Origin of the sequence: Undibacterium sp. Tian12W, from assembly GCF_049339405.1 — a bacterium.
Classification (GTDB): Bacteria; Pseudomonadota; Gammaproteobacteria; order Burkholderiales; family Burkholderiaceae_D; genus Undibacterium.
Map to the genome: position 1 here is coordinate 49,975 of NZ_JBMPPK010000004.1, position 22,534 is coordinate 72,508.

25 protein-coding genes are annotated in these 22,534 nt (G+C 50.7%); 15 read left to right on the forward strand and 10 right to left on the reverse strand.

Going from position 1 to position 22,534, the window contains the following annotated elements:
* Positions 1-22 precede the first annotated feature (22 nt).
* On the forward strand, positions 23-766 hold the full coding sequence (locus tag ACO0LI_RS05925; RefSeq protein WP_422950141.1) for a metallophosphoesterase family protein: 744 nt from the start codon (positions 23-25) through the stop codon (positions 764-766).
* A 12-nt stretch (positions 767-778) separates the two neighbouring features.
* Positions 779-2,221: a protein kinase domain-containing protein gene (locus ACO0LI_RS05930; RefSeq protein WP_423031617.1), complete on the forward strand. Its 1,443-nt coding sequence runs from the start codon at positions 779-781 to the stop codon at positions 2,219-2,221.
* 15 nt (positions 2,222-2,236) lie between these two features.
* Here ACO0LI_RS05930 and ACO0LI_RS05935 read toward each other — a convergent pair whose 3' ends face one another.
* Together ACO0LI_RS05935 and ACO0LI_RS05940 are read right to left on the reverse strand one after the other, a co-directional pair.
* Positions 2,237-2,995, reverse strand: coding sequence for a DUF3108 domain-containing protein (locus tag ACO0LI_RS05935; protein ID WP_423031619.1), 759 nt, complete (start codon positions 2,993-2,995; stop codon positions 2,237-2,239).
* 2 nt (positions 2,996-2,997) lie between these two features.
* Positions 2,998-4,134 carry a DUF3108 domain-containing protein gene (locus ACO0LI_RS05940; protein WP_423031621.1) on the reverse strand — a complete coding sequence of 379 codons (1,137 nt, stop codon included), beginning with the start codon at positions 4,132-4,134 and terminating at the stop codon, positions 2,998-3,000.
* Between the two features lie 173 nt (positions 4,135-4,307).
* Here ACO0LI_RS05940 and ACO0LI_RS05945 point away from each other — a divergent pair, with 173 nt between their 5' ends.
* Both ACO0LI_RS05945 and ACO0LI_RS05950 read left to right on the forward strand, forming a co-directional pair.
* Positions 4,308-5,558 carry a branched-chain amino acid ABC transporter substrate-binding protein gene (locus tag ACO0LI_RS05945; protein WP_423031943.1) on the forward strand — a complete coding sequence of 417 codons (1,251 nt, stop codon included), beginning with the start codon at positions 4,308-4,310 and terminating at the stop codon, positions 5,556-5,558.
* Between the two features lie 33 nt (positions 5,559-5,591).
* Positions 5,592-6,482, forward strand: a complete 891-nt coding sequence (locus ACO0LI_RS05950; protein WP_423031623.1) for a PhaM family polyhydroxyalkanoate granule multifunctional regulatory protein — start codon at positions 5,592-5,594, stop codon at positions 6,480-6,482.
* A 151-nt stretch (positions 6,483-6,633) separates the two neighbouring features.
* On the opposite strand, the gene ACO0LI_RS05955 is transcribed toward ACO0LI_RS05950, so the two are convergent.
* The gene (locus ACO0LI_RS05955) at positions 6,634-7,563 is read right to left on the reverse strand and encodes a hypothetical protein (protein WP_423031625.1); all 930 of its coding nucleotides are present in this window, start codon (positions 7,561-7,563) and stop codon (positions 6,634-6,636) included.
* A gap of 289 nt (positions 7,564-7,852) precedes the next feature.
* Here ACO0LI_RS05955 and ACO0LI_RS05960 point away from each other — a divergent pair, with 289 nt between their 5' ends.
* On the forward strand, positions 7,853-8,272 hold the full coding sequence (locus tag ACO0LI_RS05960; protein WP_423031627.1) for a hypothetical protein: 420 nt from the start codon (positions 7,853-7,855) through the stop codon (positions 8,270-8,272).
* 11 nt (positions 8,273-8,283) lie between these two features.
* Complete coding sequence (locus ACO0LI_RS05965; protein ID WP_423031629.1) at positions 8,284-9,237, forward strand: hypothetical protein; 954 nt, start codon at positions 8,284-8,286, stop codon at positions 9,235-9,237.
* Between the two features lie 79 nt (positions 9,238-9,316).
* Here the strand turns inward: ACO0LI_RS05965 and ACO0LI_RS05970 are convergent, their stop codons facing one another.
* A complete protein-coding gene (locus tag ACO0LI_RS05970) occupies positions 9,317-9,766 on the reverse strand; it encodes an OsmC family protein (RefSeq protein WP_423031631.1) in 450 nt (149 codons plus the stop codon).
* 268 nt (positions 9,767-10,034) lie between these two features.
* Here ACO0LI_RS05970 and ACO0LI_RS05975 point away from each other — a divergent pair, with 268 nt between their 5' ends.
* On the forward strand, positions 10,035-11,105 hold the full coding sequence (locus ACO0LI_RS05975) for a flavodoxin family protein (RefSeq protein ID WP_423031633.1): 1,071 nt from the start codon (positions 10,035-10,037) through the stop codon (positions 11,103-11,105).
* A gap of 15 nt (positions 11,106-11,120) precedes the next feature.
* On the opposite strand, the gene ACO0LI_RS05980 is transcribed toward ACO0LI_RS05975, so the two are convergent.
* Positions 11,121-11,663, reverse strand: a complete 543-nt coding sequence (locus ACO0LI_RS05980; RefSeq protein ID WP_423031635.1) for a PadR family transcriptional regulator — start codon at positions 11,661-11,663, stop codon at positions 11,121-11,123.
* 157 nt (positions 11,664-11,820) lie between these two features.
* On the opposite strand from ACO0LI_RS05980, the gene ACO0LI_RS05985 reads away from it, so the two are divergent.
* Positions 11,821-13,836: an FAD-dependent oxidoreductase gene (locus ACO0LI_RS05985; protein WP_423031637.1), complete on the forward strand. Its 2,016-nt coding sequence runs from the start codon at positions 11,821-11,823 to the stop codon at positions 13,834-13,836.
* Between the two features lie 59 nt (positions 13,837-13,895).
* Here ACO0LI_RS05985 and ACO0LI_RS05990 read toward each other — a convergent pair whose 3' ends face one another.
* Together ACO0LI_RS05990 and ACO0LI_RS05995 are read right to left on the reverse strand one after the other, a co-directional pair.
* Positions 13,896-14,792: a hypothetical protein gene (locus ACO0LI_RS05990; protein WP_422950153.1), complete on the reverse strand. Its 897-nt coding sequence runs from the start codon at positions 14,790-14,792 to the stop codon at positions 13,896-13,898.
* Between the two features lie 131 nt (positions 14,793-14,923).
* Positions 14,924-15,181 carry a hypothetical protein gene (locus ACO0LI_RS05995; RefSeq protein WP_162043646.1) on the reverse strand — a complete coding sequence of 86 codons (258 nt, stop codon included), beginning with the start codon at positions 15,179-15,181 and terminating at the stop codon, positions 14,924-14,926.
* Positions 15,182-15,339: 158 nt separating this feature from the next.
* On the opposite strand from ACO0LI_RS05995, the gene ACO0LI_RS06000 reads away from it, so the two are divergent.
* On the forward strand, positions 15,340-15,858 hold the full coding sequence (locus ACO0LI_RS06000) for a hypothetical protein (RefSeq protein WP_422950154.1): 519 nt from the start codon (positions 15,340-15,342) through the stop codon (positions 15,856-15,858).
* 54 nt (positions 15,859-15,912) lie between these two features.
* On the forward strand, positions 15,913-17,793 hold the full coding sequence (locus ACO0LI_RS06005) for a phosphoethanolamine transferase (protein ID WP_423031639.1): 1,881 nt from the start codon (positions 15,913-15,915) through the stop codon (positions 17,791-17,793).
* 95 nt (positions 17,794-17,888) lie between these two features.
* Here ACO0LI_RS06005 and ACO0LI_RS06010 read toward each other — a convergent pair whose 3' ends face one another.
* The 3 genes from ACO0LI_RS06010 to ACO0LI_RS06020 form a co-directional block, all read right to left on the reverse strand.
* On the reverse strand, positions 17,889-18,899 hold the full coding sequence (locus ACO0LI_RS06010) for a hypothetical protein (protein ID WP_423031641.1): 1,011 nt from the start codon (positions 18,897-18,899) through the stop codon (positions 17,889-17,891).
* 126 nt (positions 18,900-19,025) lie between these two features.
* Positions 19,026-19,502, reverse strand: coding sequence for a hypothetical protein (locus ACO0LI_RS06015; protein WP_422950157.1), 477 nt, complete (start codon positions 19,500-19,502; stop codon positions 19,026-19,028).
* Positions 19,502-19,876 (reverse strand): hypothetical protein, encoded by a 375-nt coding sequence (locus tag ACO0LI_RS06020; protein ID WP_423031642.1) that lies wholly within the window; start codon positions 19,874-19,876, stop codon positions 19,502-19,504. Before ACO0LI_RS06020 ends, ACO0LI_RS06015 begins: the two co-directional genes overlap by 1 nt.
* A gap of 165 nt (positions 19,877-20,041) precedes the next feature.
* On the opposite strand from ACO0LI_RS06020, the gene ACO0LI_RS06025 reads away from it, so the two are divergent.
* The 5 genes from ACO0LI_RS06025 to ACO0LI_RS06045 all read left to right on the forward strand — a co-directional run bounded on the left by ACO0LI_RS06025 (position 20,042) and on the right by ACO0LI_RS06045 (position 22,514).
* Positions 20,042-20,617, forward strand: a complete 576-nt coding sequence (locus ACO0LI_RS06025; RefSeq protein WP_423031644.1) for a hypothetical protein — start codon at positions 20,042-20,044, stop codon at positions 20,615-20,617.
* Between the two features lie 62 nt (positions 20,618-20,679).
* Positions 20,680-20,952: a hypothetical protein gene (locus tag ACO0LI_RS06030; RefSeq protein WP_423031646.1), complete on the forward strand. Its 273-nt coding sequence runs from the start codon at positions 20,680-20,682 to the stop codon at positions 20,950-20,952.
* A 5-nt stretch (positions 20,953-20,957) separates the two neighbouring features.
* Positions 20,958-21,407: a hypothetical protein gene (locus ACO0LI_RS06035; protein ID WP_422950161.1), complete on the forward strand. Its 450-nt coding sequence runs from the start codon at positions 20,958-20,960 to the stop codon at positions 21,405-21,407.
* A gap of 64 nt (positions 21,408-21,471) precedes the next feature.
* Positions 21,472-22,122 carry a hypothetical protein gene (locus ACO0LI_RS06040; RefSeq protein WP_423031648.1) on the forward strand — a complete coding sequence of 217 codons (651 nt, stop codon included), beginning with the start codon at positions 21,472-21,474 and terminating at the stop codon, positions 22,120-22,122.
* Positions 22,119-22,514 (forward strand): hypothetical protein, encoded by a 396-nt coding sequence (locus tag ACO0LI_RS06045; RefSeq protein WP_423031650.1) that lies wholly within the window; start codon positions 22,119-22,121, stop codon positions 22,512-22,514. Before ACO0LI_RS06040 ends, ACO0LI_RS06045 begins: the two co-directional genes overlap by 4 nt.
* Positions 22,515-22,534: the final 20 nt, after the last annotated feature.

Sequence of the window (22,534 nt, forward strand, 5' to 3'; positions counted from 1 at the left end):
ATACCATGAATGAAGCTCATCAATGCTGATTGCCATCATCACCGACCTGCATGCCAACCGTGAAGCACTGCAGGCTTGCCTGGCACATGCGCAACAGCGCAAGGCAACGCGCTATGCTTTCCTCGGCGACCTGGTCGGTTACGGCGCTGATCCATGCTGGGTACTGGATAAAGTGATGGAATACGTCAGCCAGGGGGCCTGGGCGCTGATAGGCAACCATGATGCCGGTCTGTTGCAGGGAGACCGCCAGGGCATGAACCCGACTGCCAGAAAGGTGGTTGACTGGACACGCGCCCAGCTCAATGCCGGGCAACTCGACTTCATCGCCAGACTGCCTTACCGCATAGAGTGGGAAGACCTGCTGTTCGTCCACGCGAATGCCTGGGCACCGGAGAAATGGGAATACATCGATGGCGTCATGGAAGCCACGCGCAGCATGCATGCGACCAAGGCCAGTATCACCTTTTGCGGGCATGTGCATATGCCTACCCTGTTCCATATCAGCCTGACTGGCAAGACCGGTGAATTTACTCCCGTACCAGAAGAAGGCATACCACTGAGCAGGCAAAGGCGCTGGCTGGTCATCCCCGGTTCGGCTGGGCAACCGCGCGATGGCAACCCGGCGGCCTGTTATGCGACTTTTGATACCGATAATCAGGAGCTGACTTATTATCGCGTCCCTTACGATACCGAAACCGCTTGCCAGAAAATCATTGCGGCCGGTCTGCCACCAGCCTTGGGGCACAGGCTGCTGCATGGTAATTAAGCCAGGGTGTAGATGAGCGCTTACCCTCACCAGAAGCTGCAAAGCGGTATGGAATTCGACGGCTACCGCCTCGAAGAGAAATTGCATACCGGCGGCATGGCTGCCCTGTGGCGTGTCACCGACCTGCGTAATCGCCACTCATCGACACCGGGTGACGATGAAGGAGAGCAAAGCCCGCTGATCATGAAAGTGCCCCTGCTGTTTTCAACAGACGACCCAACCGCCATCGTCGCCTTTGAAGTCGAGCAAATGATCATGCCCAAGCTCAAGGGCAGGCATGTGCCGCGTTATTTTGGGGCTGGTGATTTTGATGCCCAGCCGTATATCGTCATGGAGCAGATTGCCGGTACATCCTTGCGCAGCCGGTTTGAAGACGCGCCTTTGCCACTGGCCGAAGTGGTCGATATTGGCATCAGGGTCGCGCATGCCCTGCAGGATCTGCACAAGCAGCATGTGATTCATCTCGACATCAAGCCCAGCAATATCATGTTCCGCCCCGATGGTACGGTAGTGCTCATCGATTTTGGCCTGTCGCGGCATGACAGGTTGCCCGATTTGCTGGATGAAGAATTCCGCCTGCCCATGGGCACAGGCCCGTATATTTCACCTGAGCAGGTCATGGGTGTACGCAATGAACCGCGCAGCGATCTGTTTTCGCTGGGGGTCTTGCTGTATCACCTGGCAACCGGGCAGCGGCCCTTTGGTCATCCGACTTCGGTGTCCGGTTTGAAAAAACGCCTGTACCGTGACCCCCTTCCACCGCGTAGTCATCGCAGTGAGATACCGCCATGGCTGCAGGAAATTATCTTGCGCTGCCTGGAAGTGGAGCCGCAAGCGCGCTTTGATACGGCTGCCCAACTAGCTTTTTTATTGCAGCATCCAGATCAGCTGCAATTAACGGCGCGTGCTGACAAGCAGGGCCAGGATGGTTATCTGTCGGTACTCAAACGGCGTTTTCAGGCAGCCGGGGCAGAGCCGGCTTTGTTGCAAAGCGCAGCAGGTCAATTATCCCGCGCGCCCATCATCGTCGCTGCGCTGGATTTGACCGGTGGTTCAGAAGCACTGGCAGCCAGCCTGCGCAATATCACGCGCCGCATGTTGCAAACCGAACCTGGTGCCCGCCTGGCCTGTCTGACCATACGCAAGGTCAGCCGCATAGGCATGGATGAAAGCCTGATGCAGCAGGGTGAGAACATCCATGTCAAACAACTGGTCGATCTCAAGCACTGGGCCAGGCCGCTGAATTTGAACCCCGACAAGATTACCTTTCATGTGCTGGAGGCATCCGACCCGGCCAGTGCCATCATCGATTATGCCCATAGCAACCGGGTTGATCACATCATCATAGGTTCACGTGGCAGTTCTGCCTTGCGCCGCTATCTCGGCAGTGTTTCTGCTCAAGTCGTGGCCGAGGCAGAATGTACGGTTACGGTTGTCAAGGCACATGAAAAATAGTCATGCAGCCCGGCCTTATTTTTTCAGGCTTTCCAGCACCTGATCGACATAATCCCCATCCGCATCGCTGAACTTCAGCCTGACCGGATACCATTCCAGACTGGGCGCCAGCCATAAATCCAGTTGCTGGTCCTTTGAATCAGCAGGTGGTGCCTTGCTGACATGGATGGCGAGCATGTCGCCCATCGGGGTCTTGATGTTTTCCTGCCCAACGACCTTGAAAGTCCAGGGGTCGGCATCGCGGCGGCCAGCCACCAGCATTTTCCATTCCGTACCTGCCTTGAAAGCATCGCCAGCGGCGCGGGCGATGGCAATCAACTGCCAGCTGGCGCTGGTCCTGTCCTGTTCGCCACCTTTCAATACATAGGTTTCAGCAGATGCACTAAAGCGCAGGGTCTTGCTGTCACGCTCAAAACTGGTCGTGGTGGCGGGTTTGCGAAAGCGTTTTTCGACAAACTTGTCGGGTGCCAGGCCAAAATCATCGATATTCCCCACGCTGCTTGCATCGAGTATTTTGCCGACCAGCATGGCATGGGTTTCTGTGATGATGCTGTATTTGTGGTCGCCGGTTTGCCATTTGACCGAGGCTGAACCACTCAGCGGCAAGCCGCTTTGTTTGGCCTTGATGCTGTATTGCAGCTCAACCGACGGTGGTAGCTTCGTCGCATATTTGGTGGCAGTTTCATGTCCCTGCGCCATGACAGGGCTGTTCAGGCCTGATGCCAGCAGCAGGCTAAAAAATAGGGTGAAAAGCGGGGTGCTTGCGGTGCGCATGGTTATCTTTCCATATTGGTGATGCTGATGATTTTGGTCGCGGTCTGGGTAGTCACGGCACCATTACTTTCCGTATTGCGTATTTGCACCGGATACCAGTGCTGGTCGGGTGACAGCCAGACTTCGAGCTTGGAATTGTAAGAACCAGGCAAGGGCGGGCGCACTATATGCCAGGCCATGAACTTGCCTGCCTTGGTCTCGACTTCTTCATACGCGGTCACAATAAAGACAAAGGTGGTGACATCCCTTTCTTCCGCGACTTGCAGCCGGATTTCACGGCCAGTCTGAAATTTCTCAGGATCGGCATAGCCTATGCCAGCCAGTTGCATGAGGAAACTGGCCTTGTCCTGGGCCCCATCTTTTATTTCCGCCGTTTTATTTGAAGAAGAAAAGCTGACAGATTTTTTCTGATGGTCAAAATGAGTTGCCGTCTCGCTGCGGTTACGCCGCTTTTCTGAACTGGTCGCAGGCGTGATGCCATACGTATCAATCAGGCCCTCGCTGTGCATCTGGTACAGGTTGATGGAGGTCAGTAACAAATCCAGCGTGGCATTGATGCTCATCTTGTAACGGCCAGTCTTGAACTCCCAGTTAATCTCGCCATCGCCATAGACCGGACTGCGGTTAGGTTCAGTACGCACGATGCGCATGCTGATCGTGCCGGTCTGGGGCGCACGCACAGGATAGGTTTGCGGCCCCTCGGTATTGCTGCTGTCCTGGCCAGGCGTGCCGCTGGCCTCCTCTGCCTTGACTTCAGGCTTGGTCTCGGCTGCTGGTACAGGCGTATTATCCTTGACTTCAACAGGTACTACAGGAGCTGGTTCTGGCGCGAGGGCGGGTTCGGGCTCAGGGCTGATCAAAGGCGCCACCGTCTTCTTCACCGCAGCAGGCGGTTTTGCTTCCGGCGCTGCTTGTGGACCTGGTTTCGGGGCGGGGCTGACGTTTTTTTGCTCCGTCTGTTCGGGAATGTCCCGCAATTGCACTGCGATGGGGTTTTCCTGCAAGCGTGGCTTGTCTGGCATCACGTCTCTGTCCAGGCCATACAAGACAAACAGGTGCAGCAATACCGCCAGCGTCAAAAACAGCATATTCTGGCGGGTCAACAACATGGTATCAAATTGAGGGGCGGTAGCATTCATCCTGCTAGTGTAAACGCAGTAGATAAATTTTGGATGACCTGAGGTATTTTGCCAGGGAGTAAAATGGCATTTTTTGCAGCAATCATGCTGGATATGCCAGGATTAATCTGATGCCGATGACAATAATTAGCTATTTGAAACGATATTCTCCCGTACTGCTGGCACTATGTCTGATGCAGAATGTCCAGGCGGTGACGCCGCAAAATCCCGGAAACACCAAGCCCGGCTCCGCTCTTGCTCCAATACGCATAGGCATGATAGACGGCCTCAGCGGCGCTTTCAGCAATGCCGGTGAGGCAGTGCAAAGAAACTTGCAGATCACCATAGAAAGAGTCAATGCCCGTGGTGGCGTGCGCCTGCCTGATGGTACCCATCCCCTGCAATTAAGCAGTTTTGATAACAAACAGGGAGTAGAAGATTCCCTGACTGCACTTAAACATGTAACAGATCAGCATATTCCCTTTGTTGTGCAAGGTAATAGTTCTGCTGTTGCCCTGGCACTGGTGGATGCCATCAACAAACATAATCAGCGTACACCGGATAATCGCCTGCTCTTTCTTAACTATTCTGCGGTCGATCCGGCGCTGACCAATGAAAAATGCAGTTACTGGCATTTCCGTTTCGATGCCCATGCCGACATGCGCATGCATGCGCTGACCGAGGTCATCAAGGCTGACAGCCGCGCCAAAAAGATTTACCTGATAGGCCAGGACTATAGCTTTGGCCGCCAGGTCAATAAATCAGCACGTACCATGCTGGCAGAAAAAAGACCGGATATTGCGATTGTTGGCGAAGACCTGCATCCCATAGGCAAGATCAAGGACTTTGCGCCGTATATGGCCAAGATCAAGGCCAGTGGTGCCGATGCCGTCATCACCGGTAACTGGGGCAATGACCTGACCTTGCTGGTCAAGGCGGCCAAGGAAGCTGGCATGGTGACCAAGTTCTATACCTTCTATGGCAATGGCCTGGGTGCACCGGCGGCACTGGGTGATGCTGGCATAGACAGGGTACGTGCGGTAGCGGAGTGGCATCCCAATGCTGGCGGTGCTGACAGTGACGCCTTCTATCAGCAATTCCGTCAACGCTATCCCGACCCGCGCGACGATTATGTCCATCTGCGCATGCAGCTCATGGTGGAGATGCTGGTTAGCGCCATAGAAAAAGCCAGGACGACCGAAGCAGCAGCCGTGGCCCATGCCATGGAGGGCGCGCATTACAAGAATGCCTTCCATGATGCCATCATGCGTGCAGAAGACCATCAACTGATACAGCCGCTGTATGTCTCGGTCATGCAAAAAAAGGGCGAAAGCGGCGTGCGCTTTGATAATGAGGGTAGTGGCTATGGTTTTAAAACCGAACGTTATTTTGATGCGCGATTGACGGCCTTGCCCAGCTCATGCAAGATGCTTAAGATTAAATAAACTGCAACCTTGAAAATATGAAGGAGAAGTCGTATGAGTAATCCGTTTTCTGGTTCTGAAATCCCCGGCATGAATGCCATGGGCGATACCCTGTCTTTCGTCAAAAAACTCTGGGGCAATATGCAGGTACCCGGCATGGTGGCACCGCCTATGTCAGTCGATGAGCTGGACAAGAAAATTCAGGATTTGAAGACGGTGGAATCCTGGCTGACCGTCAACATGAACATGCTGCGCGGCACCATACAGGCGCTGGAAGTCCAGCGCGCTACCCTGGCTGCCTTGCAATCATTGGGCGAGAGTTTCGCACAGCATGCACAACAGGCTGGTGCGATGGCAGAGCAGGCCGTGTCGGCTACAGCTGCGGCCACAACAGGAACAACAGGAGTGGGCAATCCAGGCAGCAATGCCGACTGGCCCATGCATCCCAATGCTGCCAAGACAAAGGTCGCAGAACCTGATCCAGATGAAGAAGTTGAAGAAGATAGTGCTGACATGCCACCAGAAGCTGGTGCAAATTCTGTGGAGGCTGACGTGCCGGCAGACGAGAATGCTCAATCTGCGGGGTCTGCAAAAGCTGCAAAAGCTGCAGAGACAACAGATACCAGTACCCCATTCGTCAATCCTGCTGCCTGGTGGGGGCTACTGCAAGAGCAGTTCAAGCAAGCAGTCAGCAAGGCAATGGAAGGGCAACAGGCTGAGGTGGCAGGCGCAACAGTAGAAGTGCCAGAAAAAAAGACAGCGGCAAAGAAAACTGGCAGCAAGCCAGCAGCCAAACCTGCGTCAAGGCCAGCAGCAGCGAAACCAGCAAGTAAAACCAAAACTGCCGCAACTGGCAAGACGTTAATCAAGGCAGTTAGCAAGGCAGCCACCAAGCCAACGGCTAAACCTGCCGTCAGGGCTAGCAAAACAAGTAAGGATAAATGAAATAATCAGAATGCCGATGCTGAATGATCAGCATCGGCAGGTTTGATGGGCGGGCGTGCGCCCTGACTGTGACTTTATTACGCTGACAGACTGGGCCGGGTTGACAAGGCTTATGCGAAAATATGCCGGACCCTGATTTCTGACTGGAATTTCAATAGAACGGAGAAGCGCAGTTAACCTTGTTGATTTGCTTGATTTCTACTACCTTCAAATTATTATCCATCATCCAGGCAGACAAGCGTTTGATGGTCGGATGGCCGGTCCTGTTGATGACGATCACTTTATCTGATTTGCCATAGACGCAATCGCTTTTAAATTCCAAACCTTCTTTGGGGCCGATGGCCGGCAATGGGATGTCTATCAACTGCAAGGGAAATTTTGCGAGCTCAGTTGCTGACATTTCTTCATACCGGATATTTGTATCGATAACAAACGCAGCTCTGGAAAATTGCTCAATAGGATTTGGGACACCGGATTTATTTTCTATGGATTTGACGGCGACGAGTATGTGTTTGTTGCCAATACTAGCTACACTTATTCCAGACCAGATGTCCTTAAGCTCCTTGCGCGATGGCAAGCCATTGCCTGCCGGGGCAGCAGGTGGAACTGCCGCCACAGGCGCAGCGGCTTTAGCTGTAGCAACTGGTGCGGCAACTGCTGCAGGTGCAGCCTTGACGGGTGCTGCGGCAACTTCTTCACCCTGATATTTGTATTTGCCATCGAATGGCACATCACCCCAGGCACTGGCACAGGTTTCTACATGCAATTGCATGCCGCCCGCAGCGCGTTTCAGAGTCATATTGCAACGGCCTTCAGCGTAGCTCCAGCCACCCGGGGCATCCGTCAGTTTTCCTTCGCCCGCACCGCTGCGCAAATTACCGGGTTTGCCTTTTTCTGCCACTTCCAGCGTGAATTTGCCATCAGGCTTCACCGTCAACAGACGTTCAAAGCCATTGTCGCTGGCATCATAGACGCCGGCTTTGGGAAAAGGACTGTAGTCTGCAGCCATAGCAGGGGCCGTGATACACGCGAGACTGGCGGCGAGCAGGCTGAGGGTTTTCAGGGAAGATGAGCTTTTCATGTGGTCGCTGGATGAAAGTTGTTGAAATTGGTCAAGCTATGCCTGTTCCCAAATAGGGCATCGTATCTGGGCGCATGATGCATTAAAGTAAATGGATGGTGCATGACAGGTGTAAGCGTGTCAATCAAGTAATTGTGTGTTTTATATTAAAGCGCAACAATGTGTAAGCAGATTTGCATCGTGCTCAGGATTTTGTTATTAGCTTAACGGTGAAAATAGTCGCTACATCGTGATAGCGCTGGAACGCATTTTTTTCATTTGCTTAACTGAAACATCAGGAGAACCGGCAGTGGCCTTTGTCTATGAGAGAATCCCCGAAGCGGATATCGTGGCTTTTGATTTGCGCGAAATTGACAAGCAGTTTCCCATGGCGACAGCGTCCAGGTGGGTGATAGACCGCGAGCGTAATATCTATCTGCGCTATATGACCTATGACCGTGAACAGCCATCACACAAAAACTTCAGCTATTTCTGGAACGGCAATCTGTATAGCCTGCGTCTGCGTAGCGAAGGACAAGACCTGCCCGACAATAAGTGGAAAACCAGCTGGAGCTGGCTGGGCATGCGTGAGCCTGAAGCAGACGCCAAGGCAGAGTTTGAAGCAAACCGCACAGCTTTCATGGCAGACCTCAAAGATGCCTTGCGTGCCTACCGCGATGGTTCCTTGTCGCCTGCCTATTCTGCCCACATAGCAGAATTCGACTTTTAGACGGAGGGCTTATGTCAGGTCTCAGTCATCAGCAAGCCATGGCGCTACTGCAAGATCATCCCGAAGATTACCGCACGCCGGATTCATTGAAAGATCTTGCCAACCAGGTGTCGATCTATTCTGATGGACAAGTCACCCTGCTGTATGGCGGCATGGTGCACAAAGACATTTCCAGTAATGACCTGGTCGAACTCATGGTCGCCAATAAAGAGGATATACGGGCGATTAACAAGACACCGGTAGCGGCTTTTCTGCAATCGGAAGACTATCTTGAGGCGGTCGCGAAAGCGCATAACTGCAAGTCAGTCGATGAAGTCCTGAGCAAGCGCGATCATCCGGCCAACCAGTTTATGTTCGACGCAACCGATGGCCGCTGGGCTGATGCCTCGGCACGCTTTACCGCGGCCACCAAGGGTGAAGTCATGACGCTCAGTGGTTATGCTGGTGCCGATCGTACCCTTGGTCTGGTGGAACTGCCCACGATATTGAAAAACCCTGAGGTTACCCATATCAATGGCAAACCCAAGGCAATATTTGAGGCTATCTATGAAAAAACCGGCTCACTGACCGAGGTTTTCAAAGCCGTAGCTGCTTCTTCTCATGACTTGATGCGCAATGTGGAAGTCAAAGCATCGACCCATGTGAATGCTGATGGCAGCGAGAAAAAGATTGCTGAAAAAGTCGGCTCAAAGAGTTTGTTCGAAGGCTGTGCTTACCGTGGCACCAGCCTTGCCGAGGGCGAAGCAAATCTATCAATTGCCACCGCAACTGATCCAAAATACCAGCTCAACATCAATGAGGGGAAAGTGCATCTGGATCAAGCGGAACAAAAAAGCAAGGTTGATAAAAAATCCGGCGATGATGCAGCCGGTTTGCTGCTTGTGGCTGATACACCTTCATCCCGGCTGGTTGCCCTTACTTCCAGCCCCGCGCTGAAAAGGGAATCATCTTCCTGTAAAGTCTGATCTGTGAACTGAACAGGGAACGACGGATAGTTCGATAGTTTGTGTAACTATCCGTCGCAATTATGGTGTGCTTATGTGATTACGGCGTGGTATCCACACGCAGAGTCGCTTGCAATGTTATTTCAGGAACGCTGGCCAGTGCTTTTGACAGAGGGCAATCACGTTTCGCACCCGCTGCAATTTCCTGGAATTGTGCATCGTCTATGCCTGCGACTGTGGCTTCCACCGTCAGCGCAATACGGTCTATCACAAAGCCTTCGCCCTGTTTGGAGAGTCTGACGCTGGCCTTGGTATCGACATCAGTCGTTTTCAAACCGGTTTTTTCGCAGGCAAATGAAAACGCCATGGTGAAACAGGCTGCATGGGCTGCACCCAGCAATTCTTCAGGGTTGCTGCCGCGCCTGTCATCTTCAAAGCGGCTTGCAAATCCATAGGGATAATCTTTCAAGGCACCGGTTTCAGTGCTGATATTGCCGACCGCAGTTTTGCCTGAACCTTCCCAATGTACGCTTGCAGTTTTTTCGCTCATGGTCATTCCTTTTCTATGGTTTGCTTCAAATAGACCAGGCACAACGTGGCGCAAAAAAGCAGCTCGCGCATCAGTGTTCCTGACCTGGGATTTATAGCTAATTGATAAACTACATGCAGACTATGCCTGTGTTTCAAACGTATCTGTTCGCTAACACACAGAAGAGTATTGATGATATTTGCTATCGTTGCTGAATGCTGACGGAATTGCTTGACTGCGTGCTTGACTGCGCTAATTGACTGCGCTAACTCATCCGGAACCCAACACCATGATACAGATACGCTTAGGCCAGGCAAAAACCAAACTCAGCCGCGAAGAATTTGGGCAACGTTATCGTGCCAGTTTTATTGATCCGGCTTTTGGTGCAGAAGAGTCTGCCATCGCCAGACTGGAAGAAATTGCCTGGCATGCTTATGATGAAGGGCGCAAAGCACCTTTCACGCAAAAAGCAGGCGCTGGCTACGCAGACCCTGAGTATGATTTGTCGGTGGAATGGCAGGCGACCAAAGACCGTTTGGAAGCCGCGCAAGCAAAGTGGAGTCAGGCATCAACACCATCCCGCGTCTTGCTGATCTGCGCTTCTGCACGTAATGATGGCACCTGCCCCGGTGAAATGTCCAAGAGCTTTCGTCTGTTGCAAATCGCCAAAGAAGAACTGGAACAAGCGAATATCCAGCCCGATGTACTTGATCTGAGTTTGCTGACTTCAGAATATGGCAAGAATATTTTCCCTTGCAAGGGTTGCGCCTCGACTGCCATGCCCTTGTGCCACTGGCCTTGTAGCTGCTACCCCAATCATGCACTGAACCAGACCAATGACTGGATGGCAGAAATTTATGAACGCTGGACTGCCGCCCATGCCGTCATCATCATCACCCCGGTCTATTGGTATCAAAGCCCCAGTCCCTTGAAGCTGATGATAGACCGCCTGGTCTGTGCGGATGGTGGCAACCCTGATCCGACTTCTACTTCAGGTAAAAAAGCCGCTAAAGCCAAGGAGCTGGAAATGGCCGGCTGGAATTATCCCCAGCATCTGGCAGGCCGTGCCTATGGCTTGATCGTGCATGGTGATGTGACTGGTGTCGATGACTCGCGCCGTGCATTAACAGACTGGCTTGACTGGATGGGCTTCATCGATGCCGGTACGCAGGCACGCTTGGGCCGTTACATAGGCTATTACGAACCCTATGCGAATAGCCATGACACCCTGGATGCCGATGTCGCCATCCAGCAGGAGTCGCGCAATGTGGCTATTGCTGTCGCCAAGGCGGTGGCTGAATTGCGTGCTGGCCGTTTGCAGGCGGTACAGGCTGATGTGAAACGGCCACGACCTAAATAAGGAAGTGGAATTTGCTCACTTCGCTTCTGCACCATCCTTCAAGATGCGCAAAGCCTCTTTAGTCCACTGCACACGGCTTTCTTCAAAGGTGATGCCTGCTTTTAAAATCAGGTAGCGCAATTGCTGTTCGTGCGACAGCTTGGCTGCACTGAAATCGCGTTTTTCTATCTCTTTGTAAGTCTGCAGTTCCTGCTCATGCAATTGCAGGCGACGCTCAAATTCTTCTGCCAGACCCAGCGGTCCTATTGCAGCATCAGCCCGCAGTTTGACCATCATGTCATCGCGCAATCTCATCGGTGCACTACTCTCACTGGCCCAGCGCCGCAATTCATCCCGGCCTGCAGGCAGGATGGCGATGAGCTTTTTACCCGCACGGCCACCTTCTACTTCCGTAGAAATGACCCAGCTCTGTGCTTCCATGCGCCCCAGTTCCCGGTAGATTTGCTGGTGGGTCGCATGCCAGAAATAGCCTATGGACTTGTCAAAACGCCGCGCCAGGTCATAGCCTGAACATGGCTTTTCGGCAATCGAGGTGAGCAAGGCGTGGGGCAGGGACATGTTTTAGAGTAAATAGTCGGTGTGGTTTTTAGACATTTTATATGCAACTGGTTGCATAAATAAAGCAGTTTCGTTATTCTCTTATGCACTCAGTTGCATAAAATATATATCCAATAACTGTTGCTTGATAGAACCCTTCTTTATTTAGGAATACGCCATGTCTTTTTATCCTCACCTGACAAAGCCACTCGATCTGGGTTTTACTACTTTGCCCAATCGCCTCTTGATGGGTTCCATGCACGTGGGGCTGGAAGAAGTCGATCATGGCTTTGAGCGCATGGCAGCATTTTATGCAGAGCGCGCCCGTGGCGGCGTTGGCCTTATCGTGACTGGTGGCATCGCCCCGAATGAAAGAGCGCGCCCCATGCATGGCGGTGCCATGTTGACAACCGAAGCAGAAGCAGAACACCACAAGATAGTCACCAAGGCCGTGCACGATGCCGGTGGCAAGATCGCCATGCAAATTTTGCATTTTGGCCGTTATTCTTACCAGCCTACGCTGGTCGCACCTAGCGCGATCAAAGCACCAATCAATCCATTCAAGCCGCATGCATTGACGACAGAAGAAGTAGAAGAAACCATTTCTGACTTCGTCCGTTGTGCCGCGCTGGCGCAATCAGCAGGCTATGATGGTGTCGAAGTCATGGGTTCTGAGGGTTATCTGCTCAATGAATTCATCGCCGCCTGCACCAACCAGCGTGATGATGAATGGGGCGGCGCTTATGAAAACCGCATCCGCTTTCCTATAGAAATCGTGCGCCGCATACGCGAGAAGGTAGGCACCAACTTCATCATTATTTATCGCCTGTCCATGCTGGATCTGGTTGACGGTGGATCTACCCTGGAAGAAGTCACGCAACTGGCAAAGGCTATAGAAGCCGCTGGTGCGACGATTATCAATACCGGCATAGGCTGGCATGAGGCGCGTATTCCTACCATCGCTACCAAAGTGCCACGCGCCGCGTTTGCCTGGGTCACCAAAAAGCTCAAAGGCCAGGTGAATATCCCGCTGATCGCGACCAACCGTATCAACACCCCGGAGATTGCCGAGCAATTGCTGGCAGAAGACTATTGCGACATGGTATCCATGGCGCGCCCATTGTTGGCAGACCCGCTGTTCATGCGCAAGGCAGAACAGGGCAGGGCAGATGAAATCAATACCTGCATAGGTTGCAACCAGGCCTGCCTGGATCACACGTTTGGCGGCAAGGTCACGTCCTGCCTCGTCAATCCACGTGCCTGCCACGAGACTGAACTGGTTGATGCCCCGCTGGAAAAAGCCAAACGCATTGCTGTAGTTGGCGCTGGCCCCGCAGGTTTGAGCTTTGCGACGACCGCAGCGAATCGCGGCCATGCTGTGACCTTATTTGATGCCGGTTCTGAAATTGGTGGTCAGTTCAATATCGCCAAGCAAGTACCTGGCAAGGAAGAGTTTTATGAAACCCTGCGTTACTTCGGCAAGCAAATCGAACTGACTGGCGTCACGCTCAAACTCAATACCAAGGTCGATGCGGCTGATCTGGCAGACTTTGATGAAGTGGTGCTGGCAACTGGCATCACCCCACGTGTTCCTCCTATCGAAGGTATAGAACATGCCAAAGTCCTCAGTTATCTCGATGTCTTGCGTGACAAGAAACCTGTCGGCAAATCTGTCGCCATCATAGGCGCTGGTGGCATAGGTTTTGACGTTGCCGAATACCTGAGCCATAGCGGCACCAGTCCCAGCCTGGACCCTGAAAAATTCTATGCAGAATGGGGTATCGATACTGACTACAAAAACGTCGGCGGCTTGCGTCCTGCGCATCTGGAAAAATCAGAACGTCTGATCTTCCTTTTGCAGCGCAAGACTTCCAAGGTAGGTGATGGCCTTGGTAAAACCACAGGCTGGATACACCGCACAGGTCTCAAAAACCGTGAAGTACAAATGATCGCCGGCGTCATCTATGACAAGATTGATGATGCGGGTTTGCATGTCACCATCGGTGGAGAACAAAAGCTGCTGCCGGTTGATAATGTGATTTTGTGCGCGGGCCAGGAACCAAGGCGTGACCTGCAAGCTATGCTCGAAGCAGCAGGCAAGCCTGTGCATCTGATTGGTGGTGCGGATGTGGCGGCAGAGCTGGATGCCAAGCGCGCTATTAACCAGGGCACCCGTCTGGCGGCGACTATTTAATAGTGGATAATGGCGGAATGAAAACTGGCAGGTTTCCCTGCCAGTTTTTTTGTGGCTTGTCAGGCGAACAGCTTTTCGTACTCCTGGCGATCCTGGTCTGAAATAAATGCATCCAGATACAGCGACCATGAATTCTGGTTACGGTCAGCCATGTTCTTGTTCAGGCCCGGTATTAGTGCCAGCTTGGATGGTGGCAAAGAGCGCTTGCGTATCGCATCAAATACGATATCGCTAAAGTGTTCAGCAAAGCTGACCGGGCTGCCTATCTCTTTCAGCAAGCGGTCTATGATGGCGATTTTATCGATACGTTGCGTGTCGATAAAATAGCGCACCATCTTCGACAATGGTGATTGCAGGCTGTTTTTCTCTAGCCGTAGTTGCTGTCGCAGAATGATTTTTTGCGTATCGGTATTCAGGCGGTTCTCTATCAATTCAAGTACAGCGCCATTTGGAGCTGCCAATGCCACTTCCAGCATGGTCCAGCGTTCATTTTCATTGGCTGCATACTCAGCAATATTATCGTAGCTGATATGCGCCTTCAGTTCTTCATCCGAGATCAGGCTGCTGTCTTCTGTCATGACAAAATGGGTTTTGCCCAGGCTGTCGTGCATACTTTCAAGCAAGAGTGCAGTGATAGGCAAATTGCCAAAGAAAACAGAGAAGCCCAATATGTCACCATACAGCCTGATTTTTGAGCGGTCTGAAATCGCAAATGCCCGCAAGAAATCATTGCTATCACGCGGCAGGGCGCAACGGCTGAAGTACTGGCGAGGATAGCCCCTGGCAAGATAAGTCTCGACGATGCGCAGGCCATTTTCTGCCTGCAGGCATTCAGCAACAGTAGGTACCACACCGTCATTGGCTTCTATGGCGTAGCCATCGATAATAATTCGTGCACAGTGCTTTTTAATTTCTGTTTCAGAAAAGATGCTGGCATTCAGATGTTCAGAAAGCACGAATAGTGACCTTTTTAATGAAATGTCTGATGATTGATAATTTGTTGTTATGCAGAAAGACTCCTTGCATTGTATGCGCAACCCGGGCTTGCTAACAATCAAATCAAGCCAATGCAGAGCTTAAGCTGAGCCTAAGTTGGCGCAGCCGGTTTTTTCTTCGCCTGCTCGTCACGCCAGTCCAGATATTCGGGAAAAGTCATTTCACGCATGGCCACGCAATTACGCAGACCCTGGGTGACTACCATGTCAAAATTTTCTGGATTGATTTTCGCTTGCGGATAGACCTCACAGCGGTACAGTATCGGCAGGCCATTGGGCCGCGGCTGATTGGGTGCCAGCATTTCATTGCCTATCATATTGGCCAGCAAGGCGACAAGTATGGTGTTCATAATCCCGGATTCTCTGGTGCAATACAGTCTGGAGTTCACAAAAAAACCTGAAAAGACGGTTTTTCGACCAGTTTTTGTCAGCTAATGATAACATTGCCTTTATCGTCAATGCTGATGAAATTTTACTTTCATTAGCTAATAAATGGAAAGAGAATTTCATGCGGCTGATCAACAAGTTTATCCTGGTAGCAGTATTGGTCGCAGGCGTTGCCTTGCTTGTTGAATTTTTGGGCAATAAAAATCAGCTTGATGCGGTTGGCAATACTCCTCTGAAAGAGACACCGGAATATGCCGTGATGGTGGAAAATGCAGAAAAATTGCCGGATGCAAAAATAATTCCAGGCACTTTCGTCAATGTAGTTGAATCCAGGCAGCAGGTGCTGGAATATAAAATGAGTCTGGCAGAGAACCGCAGCTTTCAATTCAGTGTGTCTTCATATGCAGCAAAAAAAGACTGGGCCAAAACTACACCAGATGTGAGTAAGCAATTGTCCGGTGTCTATAGAATCAAAGGCAATGTGATTTATTTCGAGAATTTACAGGGGCACACTGGCCTTATGTCGGACAAGGCACGCAGTGTGATTAGTGCCTGGACGCAGGATGGTATTGAATTCAAGAATGAAAACTCAGTCATGCGTCTGCGCATGCTTGCTCCGGCGGCTGCCAAACCACAATAACCAGCAACAATCATAGAGTCATAGCTGGTGCACCGTACCCGCTTGCAAGAATCAATGAATACTTCTGCCAGCATGGAACAGTCACAGCATCATCAGCAAAATCAACAACAAAGCCAGCAACCAAGCCAGCAAGAAAGCCAGCAACAACGTCAAGATAAGCATCAGCTTAAAACCGGGCTGTCTCATGAGTTGCTGTCTTTCTTTTCCTTGCTGATACCGTTTGCCATCGCCAATGGTATCGTCGTTGCCAAAGCAGCGGCACTGCCTCTGTACGGTGGCAAGATCATCCTGTTTGTATTACCGGTTTCCTTTCTTTTTTTTCAGTTATGGAAGAAGTTATGGGTGCTCAGGCTGCTGACAGCCTTGCTGGCCATACTTGCCGGCGCAGAAGCTTATGTTGCCTATGAGTTTGGCGGTGTATCCGGCTCCAGCCTGTATTCCATACTCACGACCAGCGACAGCAGCGAATCCTTCCATTATTTGCTGGAACATATACAGGCCGTCATGCTGTGGCATTTGCTATGCGCAATCAGCACAGTACTGGCCATCTATTTTGCCCGGCGCAGCGCTTATCAACCTGGTGGCTTCCTGATTCTTTGCCTGCTCTGCATCGCCGGATATGGCTGGTATATCGGTGCCATGAGTGCCAGTACTTACCTCAAAGAGAAAAATGCCAACCGCTATCCGACCATCAGCGAAGATGGTAAAGAAAAACTATTTGGTGTTGGCAATCTGCCACCTTTGCTTTCTACCGTGAAGGATACCTATCCTTACGGTTTGCCTGTCAGGTTATGGATGTTCTGGCGCGAAGAAAAAGTCATGCGAGGCATGGAGCAGAAGCTGAGCCAGTTCCATTTTGGTGCGACGGTCGCCGCGCCGGTAACTGCAACAGCAAGCACAGGTACGCAAGAAACCTATGTACTGGTATTAGGCGAGACAGCCAGGTTTGACCGCTGGACTATAAATGGCTATGAACGCGACACCTCTCCCAATCTGCTCAAAGCCAGGCAAAACGGCGAACTGGTCAGCATGCGTGACATGATTACCCCCCGTACATTTACGATGGGGTCGATACCCATCTATTTGAGCGGGCGCGACATCATGCAGGAAGGCGCGCGGCAGAAATCCCTGATTTCAGCCTTTAAGGAAGCCGGTTTCAAAACATATTTTTTATCGACACAGGTGAAGAAAAGTTTTTTGAACAATGTCACGACCCTGTTCGCGGCAGAGGCAGATGTGCAGCACTATTTTGAATCAGACGAAACCCTGGGCCTGGTGTATGACGATGCCTTGCTGGGACCGCTCAAAAATATCCTGCAAGAAAAACCGGCAAAGAAACTCATCGTCTTGCACACCATGGGCAGCCATGCAGTTTACTCGGCCAGGTACCCCAGGGCATTTGAGAAATATCCTGTCAGCAGTGCAGGCAAGGCAGGTGCACAACAAATCGATGACATGCAGGTGACTTCGAATGCCTACGACAACAGCATACGATATACCGATCATGTACTCGGTGAAATCATGCGGGCATTGGCTTTGTTGCCGGGTAATGCCGCCATGATCTATGGTTCGGACCATGGCGAATCATTACCCAACAAGGCTTGCAAATTCATAGGCCATGGCGTCTTGAATGAAGAGAATTTGCGCGTGCCTTATTTTGTCTGGACCAATCAGGCATACCGTGAACAGCATGCCGCGAAGTGGCAAAATCTCTTGAAGAACCAGGAAAAGGCAAGTATGACCAGCGCCAATTTTGCCACTTTGCTTGACATGGCAGGCATCAGTTTTACAAACTTCCCTGCCGAACATAGCCTCGTCAGGGAATATCAGGTCAGGTCAGCAAGAATGGTGATGAACTTGCAAAACACAGAGCTGGACTTCAATACTGCGAGGAAAAAAGACGGGGCCTGCGGCATGCTGCAAGTCAAAGATTGAGCAGGTTCCAGGAATAAAGTTGCACCTGTCTCGCTGGCAGGCTGATTTGATATTGAAGCAGCTTGCATTGTCAGTTGCAGGCCAGGCCCCAGGCTTCAGGCACTTAAATCAAGACCTATCTGAGCCAGTTCTTTTGCACGTGCTGACGCAAACCAATCCTTTTGCGTGGCATCAAATTTTTCCAGAAAACCTTCCTCGGGCAAGTCGCCTGGTCCGGGTGTCAGTTTCAGTATGGCTTCTTTCAACACGGCGTTACTGAGCAGGTTTTCGTTTTCGGCAAGCGCATGTCTTGCATGCCTGGTCTGAAAATTGCGTGACTCGGCGATCAGTTTTCCCTGATCATATAACTTGAGTTCATAACGCTGTTGAGATTTCGAGATATGTGCCATCAGCCTGGAGCGCAATAAAAATCCTTGCCTGTCGAGGCTGGTAAAGCAGCCATCATTTAACTGGTAGCGCGGGTGACGCCATAATTCACCGCCATGGTTGCGGTTGGCGAATTCGATCTTGACGACGTTCTGCATATCCAGCGACAAAGGCACGGTGCTTCTGGCGGTCGCATACAGTAAAGGCACACCATCTTCATCGCGGCTCAGATAGCCTTCAGGCAGAAGGCTGAATTGTTCTGAGTGTGCCAGTCCGTTCAGGTCTGGCAGATCAGGATTGGTAAAGCCTTCTTCCATGCGGATGCGGAAATTACAGTCGCGCACGCTTTCCAATTTGAGTATCAGGTCATCTGGCATGCTCAGCGCATAGCGTGTCTTGAGCACAGATTTGATCCACAATTTTTCACCCGCTCCTGTCTCTATCTGTTCCGGCTGTATCGAGGTGATGGTGTGCAGTGGGCGGATAATGATTTCACCGGTCTGCTTGCGCTGTATGGCGGCATCAACATAAGGCTCATAGACATTAAGTGCCTTTGCCAGTATTTTTTCTTCAAAGCCGCTCAGTTGTGGGTCTTCTTCCCGTTTTTCCAGGATTTTGGAGAGGATGGCACGTATTCTCTCTTTTTCAGCAGCAAGGTCAGCAAACGCATAACTGCCAAAGCGCGGTAATTCATTGAGGATGTTGTTTATTTTTGATTTAACCGTGTTCGGGGTATTCATTTTTGTTTTTCTGAGGGAGTGCGTATTGATTGCGTATAGCGAACTGGCCTGCTGTACAGCAGGCAAAGAAAGATGATACATGCTGTCCCGGGCATTTGCTGTATCAACAAAGATAACAAAAGTGTCTTATTTCCTTAACTGCAATACTGGCAAAGCCTCGCCCTGAGGGATATTCGCCAGGCCGTGTTTGCAAGCTTTGATCGCGCCATCCCTGAATTGATTTTCACCATACTGCCGGAAGGTTTCTACCTGCTGTTGTATGACGGCCTGTTCAGCCAGATATTGGTCACTGACTGTCTGCATGTAAATGCGCCTGGTTTGCAGGCGTATATCGGCAGGCAATTCCGGGAAGCGGGTATCGAAAGAGTCGGCAACTGAACGGGCAAAACTACGGGTCTTGTAAACATCAACATTTCTGAGGCGGTTGGACATGGACACCATGATGATGGAAGCCACGTCTTCACAGGCCATTTCCAATTGCAACAGGCTCAGGGGCACCTTCATGTTGGGCGAAGCTATGCCTTCGCTGGCTGCTGGCGTAGAGACTTTCCCGCAGGAGGCCAGCAAGACCGTGGCCGTCAGCGCACATATTAACTTCTTCATCAGGCTACGCCACACAGTCTTGCATAAGACATGCCTACCTCATGATGGGCTTTCAAGTGACGCATCCATTCGTCTGTCTTGTGGACAACCTGAACACCATTCACTTTCAGCGTAGCCACTAGTTCCCGCCGCAATTCGGCGAGTTGCACTGGAGAATTACTTTGAAAGCACGGTAATTCCACTTTCCAGGCAATGGTAGGAACCAGACTGTGGTGAACTTGCTTTTTTTGCACATATTGGGTTTCAAGGCGCAAAAAAATGGTTTTTACGGCCGGATTCTTGCTCAGAGTCTGGAAAAACTCTTTTTTCCATGCGGGTAATACAGAATTTTCGGTTTCATTCTCGTATTTTTCCGCAATATTTGTTAAGCTCATCAAAATACCTTTATAAAAATGAAGGTAAAAAAACTTTTCTCATCGAATGCTAGCAATTGTGCCTGGAAGTGTCAATTTTGATGCACCATGCAAAACCCTGAAAATTACTCAGATACGATGAAAAACTATTGCTGGGTATGTATTTTTTAAAATTCGGTTAAGTCAATGAATAAACTCGCTCTGTCTTTGTTAGCCACTTTGGTATTTGGAAATGTTTGTAATATTGCCCATGCTCAAGATAAGAAAAAAATTCCAATTCCTGAAATTCGGGAGCCGCTTGATGACGCACGCTCGCAACGCTTGATTGTACTCGCGACTGACCTGATGTTTGTCAGACATTTTGCCAGTGACAGGCAAATCAAGCTCAAGGAGCTTGAAATCAATGTCAGTCTGGAACCATTTAATGAAAAACAAAAAGAGCTTTTTGCCATCCGTAAAAAGCAAATGGAAGAGTGCGTCAAAGACGCGACAGCTGTACAGGGTAATTTTTTCACCGCCTATGATCAGTTGAATGCGTCCAAGTACGAGGTATCTGACTATAAGGCGCTCTATGCCTATGCCAAGAAAAACCTTATGGATTTTCAGCGCAAGGATTTGTTGCAGCCTGTTGAGTTAAAGTCGTATGAAGACAGCAGGCCACAGGGCTTTATATTCCGCAGCATCTGCATTGACGACGGCGTAGCGCCAAAGCTGAAAGAAAAGACAGAATTCGTCTCCCCTAATGCCTTGCCGAAAAGATGATGCAGGACAGGCTCTGCGAACGTTCTGCCAACCATCAGCAAAAAAATATAGGCAATTAAGCGATGATCTATCAACCATTTTTGCGCAAGAAATTACGTAGGCTGGCAACGACCCTGTTTTTGCTGGTCTTGTGCTTGCTCAGTGCCGTCGCTGTTTTTGCTTTGCTGGTAACCGCCTTGAATGCCACCGGTGCGGGTGCGATGGCGATACCTGGCGCTTTTGTCTGTGTGATTTTCTATGAGCTGGGGCGGTATTTTTTTTACCGTAGTTTTTTCATGCAGCAACTGGCCCGGTTTGCGGCCTGGAAGCAAGTACTTGATGAAAGTAAACAATGAGCACCATGAGTACAATAAGTACATCGGGCACACTGGACACAACCAGTGCCGACCCGGCAATCGGTAAGCCAGCGACGCTGTCTGGTAGTGTCATGCAAATATTGTTTGCTGTCAGTGCCATGATTTGCCTGTTATTTGGTATTGGCCTTACCCGCATGCTCAGTATCTATTTTGAGCAGCGCGTATTCAGCCTGATTATTTTTTGCGCATTACTCTTATTGCCCCTGTGCTTTGCCTTGCGCTTGCCATCACTGACAACCGGACGGCTTCATTTGCTACTGGTAAGTATATATTTCTTGACCGGGCTGCTGGCCAATACCCTGTTCCCACAATTGAAGGCTTATCTGGCCTGGTTATTCTATGGTTTTTGCCTGATGGTGTTTTTACTTGCCCTGGTAACAGCAGGGCAGGCTGTGCGTCAGGGTATTGTCCGCCTGTTCCGGCGCAATCGCTGAGTACGGACGGGACCAAGCTTTGTTGCGCCTACCTATTTCCTTGGGCATTTGTGCACTTGCATTCATGTGGCCAGTGCTGGCAGCACCGGTTGCCGGAGCAAAGTCCGAACCTAAGCCAAGAACCAGCTTGCCAGGTAAGGTACCCCAGCACCATAACGAATATGAACTTGCCATTTATCGTCTTCCTGCCGGTAGTGAGGTGGCGCGGCAGGTTTGCGGTGCTGCTCACAAGTGTGAGAAAAAAGTCAGTGGTCCTTATTCCTTCTATGCGTTTTCATCGCAATTTGATGAATTCGACAATGACTTTGCCAGAATGAATGTTAACCGTTTGCAGCAATATGCTGTGTCGGCGAATTACGAATTCATACTGGGAAAATATTTTTCCGTAGCCTTCAAGAAGAGTGGGGCTATAGCCGAGCAGGTCTTGTTTGAAGACGTCAGCTTTGTCGTCAGACCCATGCAGCTGGAGGCAGGAAAAATGGAGGTGGATGTGTTTGGCATGTTCAAGTACCACCTGTTGGGATCCGGGCAGAAAATCAGCCCGTCTGGTCGCAATATCAGATTCAAGTCATCCATCAGCGAGTCAAAAAACTTTTTCCTGATCGCTGAGGCACAGGCGCAAAGAAATGAGCCGGTATATCTGGCAGTGATCAAGCAATGTAGTGAAATCATTGAGCCTTCGTATGAAGTCAAAATGTTGGAGAAGGGCTTGTGAAAAATTTATACCTCCTGGTTTGTTTCGCAACTGTCGCGCAATCATGTTTTGCGGGTAGTTCCCTGAGTGAAGAGCTGGCTGCCGAGCGTGGCATAAAGCTGGTCAATGTGGATTTGCTGGGGAAATCCAAATCAGCAACGGTAAAACCGCAAATCATGAGTTGCGATGGCGCGCCTGTCAGTAGCAAAACTACGGGTAGTGATGTGCTGCAAAACAAGGATGGAAAGATGGTTATTGGCAGCACTCAGCCCGCACCTGCACGAGAATTTGATGTGGAGAAAATGAAAGAATCACTGATGGATGTATCCAGGCAGGCTGCCAACAGCCGCTATCAGGCAGCCAAGGCGCAGGGTGGAAAAAAGAAAACCTGTAATGTGAATCTGACTGAGTAATTTATCTTAAATAAGCTACC

Excerpts from the sequence above, each read along its gene's own strand:
- ACO0LI_RS05925 (WP_422950141.1), top strand. The coding sequence starts at position 23 with ATGCTGATTGCCATCATCACCGACCTGCATGCCAACCGTGAAGCACTG.
- ACO0LI_RS05930 (WP_423031617.1), top strand. The coding sequence starts at position 779 with ATGAGCGCTTACCCTCACCAGAAGCTGCAAAGCGGTATGGAATTCGAC.
- ACO0LI_RS05935 (WP_423031619.1), bottom strand. The coding sequence starts at position 2,995 with ATGCGCACCGCAAGCACCCCGCTTTTCACCCTATTTTTTAGCCTGCTG.
- ACO0LI_RS05940 (WP_423031621.1), bottom strand. The coding sequence starts at position 4,134 with ATGAATGCTACCGCCCCTCAATTTGATACCATGTTGTTGACCCGCCAG.
- ACO0LI_RS05945 (WP_423031943.1), top strand. The coding sequence starts at position 4,308 with ATGCAGAATGTCCAGGCGGTGACGCCGCAAAATCCCGGAAACACCAAG.
- ACO0LI_RS05950 (WP_423031623.1), top strand. The coding sequence starts at position 5,592 with ATGAGTAATCCGTTTTCTGGTTCTGAAATCCCCGGCATGAATGCCATG.
- ACO0LI_RS05955 (WP_423031625.1), bottom strand. The coding sequence starts at position 7,563 with ATGAAAAGCTCATCTTCCCTGAAAACCCTCAGCCTGCTCGCCGCCAGT.
- ACO0LI_RS05965 (WP_423031629.1), top strand. The coding sequence starts at position 8,284 with ATGTCAGGTCTCAGTCATCAGCAAGCCATGGCGCTACTGCAAGATCAT.
- ACO0LI_RS05970 (WP_423031631.1), bottom strand. The coding sequence starts at position 9,766 with ATGAGCGAAAAAACTGCAAGCGTACATTGGGAAGGTTCAGGCAAAACT.
- ACO0LI_RS05975 (WP_423031633.1), top strand. The coding sequence starts at position 10,035 with ATGATACAGATACGCTTAGGCCAGGCAAAAACCAAACTCAGCCGCGAA.
- ACO0LI_RS05980 (WP_423031635.1), bottom strand. The coding sequence starts at position 11,663 with ATGTCCCTGCCCCACGCCTTGCTCACCTCGATTGCCGAAAAGCCATGT.
- ACO0LI_RS05985 (WP_423031637.1), top strand. The coding sequence starts at position 11,821 with ATGTCTTTTTATCCTCACCTGACAAAGCCACTCGATCTGGGTTTTACT.
- ACO0LI_RS05995 (WP_162043646.1), bottom strand. The coding sequence starts at position 15,181 with ATGAACACCATACTTGTCGCCTTGCTGGCCAATATGATAGGCAATGAA.
- ACO0LI_RS06000 (WP_422950154.1), top strand. The coding sequence starts at position 15,340 with ATGCGGCTGATCAACAAGTTTATCCTGGTAGCAGTATTGGTCGCAGGC.
- ACO0LI_RS06005 (WP_423031639.1), top strand. The coding sequence starts at position 15,913 with ATGAATACTTCTGCCAGCATGGAACAGTCACAGCATCATCAGCAAAAT.
- ACO0LI_RS06010 (WP_423031641.1), bottom strand. The coding sequence starts at position 18,899 with ATGAATACCCCGAACACGGTTAAATCAAAAATAAACAACATCCTCAAT.
- ACO0LI_RS06015 (WP_422950157.1), bottom strand. The coding sequence starts at position 19,502 with ATGAAGAAGTTAATATGTGCGCTGACGGCCACGGTCTTGCTGGCCTCC.
- ACO0LI_RS06020 (WP_423031642.1), bottom strand. The coding sequence starts at position 19,876 with ATGAGCTTAACAAATATTGCGGAAAAATACGAGAATGAAACCGAAAAT.
- ACO0LI_RS06025 (WP_423031644.1), top strand. The coding sequence starts at position 20,042 with ATGAATAAACTCGCTCTGTCTTTGTTAGCCACTTTGGTATTTGGAAAT.
- ACO0LI_RS06030 (WP_423031646.1), top strand. The coding sequence starts at position 20,680 with ATGATCTATCAACCATTTTTGCGCAAGAAATTACGTAGGCTGGCAACG.
- ACO0LI_RS06035 (WP_422950161.1), top strand. The coding sequence starts at position 20,958 with ATGAGTACAATAAGTACATCGGGCACACTGGACACAACCAGTGCCGAC.
- ACO0LI_RS06040 (WP_423031648.1), top strand. The coding sequence starts at position 21,472 with ATGTGGCCAGTGCTGGCAGCACCGGTTGCCGGAGCAAAGTCCGAACCT.